Here is a 2,837-nt window from a genome sequence, read left to right on the forward strand (position 1 = left end):
CCCGGCGCCGCTTCGCCCGCCTGCACTGTGCAGCCGTGCAGATCGACGGTGAAGGGTTCGCCCGCTTGCGCGCTCCGGTGCAGCCCGTCCACCGTCTCGCGGTCCAGCACCACCGGCAGCACGCCGTTGCGCAGGCAATTGCCCGCGAAGATCTCGCCAAAGCCCGGCGCGATGACGCAGCGCACGCCTGCCCCCAGCAGCGCCCAGACCGCCTGCTCGCGGCTGGACCCGCAGCCGAAATTCGCGCCAGCGACCAGCACCGGCGCGCCGTCCAGATCGAGCTTGCGATCTGCAAAGGCATAGGCCCCCAGCCCCTCGCGCGCGGTGATCGTCAAAAAGCGCGCGGGGTAGATGACGTCGGTGTCGATATTGTCCTCGTCCAGGCTGAATGCCGGACCGGTGACGCGGGTGAACGGCTCCATCAGCCCTGCCCCATCAGCGTGCGCACATCGGCAATATGCCCCGCGATCGCCGCGGCGGCGGCGCTCGCCGGGCTCATCAGATGCGTGCGCCCGCCCTGGCCCTGCCGTCCTTCGAAATTGCGGTTGCTGGTCGAGGCGCAGCGCTCGCCCGGGGCGAGCCGGTCGTCGTTCATCGCCACGCACATCGAGCAGCCCGCGTCGCGCCATTCGAACCCGGCGGCGCGGAAGATATCGGCCAGCCCCTCGGTCTCGGCCCGGGCCCTGGTCGCAGCCGATCCGGGCACCACCATCGCGCACACGCCGGGCGCGACCGTGCGGCCCGTTGCGACCCGTGCGGCGATGCGCAGGTCCTCGATCCGCGAATTGGTGCACGATCCGATGAACACCCGGTCGATCGCGATCTCGGACAGCTTCATGCCGGGCTCGAGCCCCATATAGCCCAGCGCGCGGACGATGCGGTCGCGTTCTCCGGGTGCGGCGAGCGCGGGGTCCGGCACGTGCTCGCCCACCGGCGCGCCCTGATCCGGGCTGGTGCCCCAGGTGACATGGGGATCAAGCGCCGAGACATCGAGCGTCTCGATGCGGTCGAATTCGGCGTAGCTATCGCTGGCAAGGCCCTTCCAGTGGCGAACCGCCTTGTCCCAGTCGTCGCCCTTCGGCGCTCCGGGACGACCTTCGAGATAGGCAAAGGTCACGTCATCGGGTGCGACCAGGCCGATGCGACTTCCGGCTTCGATGGTCGTGTTGCACAAGGTCATGCGCCCGGCCATGTCCATCGCGGCGATCGCCGGCCCTGCATATTCGACCGCAAAGCCGCGCGCGCCGTCCGCTCCGATCCGCGCGATCAGCGCCAGCGCAACATCCTTGGCCGAGACCCAGCCGGGCAGCGTCCCCACCAGCTCGACCCGCATCGTTCTCGCGCGCTTCTGCACCAGGCACTGGCTCGCCATCACCGTGCCGCATTCGCTCGCGCCGATGCCGAAGGCGAGCGCGCCGAACGCGCCGTGCGTGGTGGTGTGGCTGTCGCCGCAGACCAGGGTGATGCCCGGCAGGGTAAAGCCCTGTTCGGGGCCGATGACATGGACGATGCCGTGCCCTTCGCCGGTCAGCGCATGGTAGCGTACGCCGAAATCGCGGGCATTGGCTTCAAGCTCTGCCACCTGCGCCGCTGCCACCGGATCGATGGGCGCGCCATCGCGGCCCCGGGTGGGCACGGCATGATCCGCAACCGCGAGATGCGTTTCGGGTCGGCGCAGCCCCCTGCCCGCTTCGCCCAGTGCGCGAAAGGCCTGCGGGCTGCTGACCTCGTGCACCAGCTGCCGGTCGATATAGAGCAGGTCTTCGCCATTCTCGCCGCGGCGGACGATATGCGCATCCCACAGCTTGTCGTAGAGCGTGCCCCCCATTGCCGGGTCAGGGGGTCGGTTTCTTGAGATAGGCGATCAGCGCCTTGCGCTCCTCGGGCTTGGTGAGCCCGGCAAAGGCCATGGTCGTGCCCGGCACCACCGATTGCGGCCGCTGGAGCCATTTGTCGAGCGTCGCCTCGTTCCAGACGATATTCGCGCCCTTCATGGCGGGAGAGTAGCCGAAGCCGGCGACGCTGCCGGACTTGCGCCCGACAATCCCCTGAAGATGCGGGCCGACCTTGCCGGGGGCCTTGGCGGAGACGGTATGGCAGGCGGTGCAGCGCAGGAACAGGCGCTTGCCGAGCGCCGTATCATCCTTGGCCGGGGCGGCCAGGGCGGCGTTGCTGGTGGCGGTGAGCGCCAGAAGGATCGCGGAACGAAGCAGGGCTTTCATCGAATATCTCGCATCGAAAATGGATGCCCCGTTGTTGCAACGACGGGGCATGCCGACAGGCCCCCGGTAACGGATTGACCACCAGTCGGACAATGGCCTCTTGCATCGGGCGGCCCCCGCTGCGCGGTCGTGCGGTGCGATGCCTATTTCAGGATCTGGTTCATCTCGATCAATGTGCCGTCGGGGTCGAAGAAATTGCACCCGCGCACCCGGATGACCGGCCCGCCGTTGCGACCGGGATATTCCTGCATGCGCGGCGGCGCGGTCATGGTGACGCCCGGGACCTTCGCAGCGGCGGCGCAGCGGCCGTCGACATCGTCGGTGTTCATCACGATGACATGCCCGCCCGGGCCCATCCGTTTGGGATACGGCCCCGGATCGGGCAGCGGCGGATCGACCCATTGCATCAGCCCGATCCAGCCGATGAACGGATCGTTCGAGTTGAGCAGCACCAGCCGCGCCTTCGCCCCCGGCTCGCCCGCAGGCAGCGCAACGCCGCTCGTCTCGACCACGGTATCGTAATTGACCTTGAGCCCCACGACATCGCGATAGAGTTTCAGCGAGGCCTCCATGTCGCGGACGATCAGCGTGACGCGGCGGATATCGGTGGGCAGG

General features: G+C 68.4%; 4 protein-coding genes. All 4 read right to left on the reverse strand.

Annotated features, from left to right (window positions below):
* Positions 1-422: 3-isopropylmalate dehydratase small subunit (locus DM995_RS11400; RefSeq protein ID WP_116969500.1), on the reverse strand; the 422-nt coding region annotated here is incomplete at its 3' end.
* Positions 422-1,828, reverse strand: coding sequence for a 3-isopropylmalate dehydratase large subunit (leuC, locus tag DM995_RS11405; protein WP_116969501.1), 1,407 nt, complete (start codon positions 1,826-1,828; stop codon positions 422-424). The genes leuC and DM995_RS11400, both read right to left, overlap by 1 nt.
* Before the next feature lie 7 nt (positions 1,829-1,835).
* A complete protein-coding gene (locus DM995_RS11410) occupies positions 1,836-2,222 on the reverse strand; it encodes a c-type cytochrome (protein ID WP_023837349.1) in 387 nt (128 codons plus the stop codon).
* A 143-nt stretch (positions 2,223-2,365) separates the two neighbouring features.
* Positions 2,366-2,837, reverse strand: a 472-nt coding sequence (locus DM995_RS11415; protein ID WP_198669331.1) for a VOC family protein, incomplete at its 5' end; no start/stop codon positions are given.

Source organism: Blastomonas sp. UPD001 (assembly GCF_003426715.1).
Lineage (GTDB): Bacteria > Pseudomonadota > Alphaproteobacteria > Sphingomonadales > Sphingomonadaceae > Blastomonas.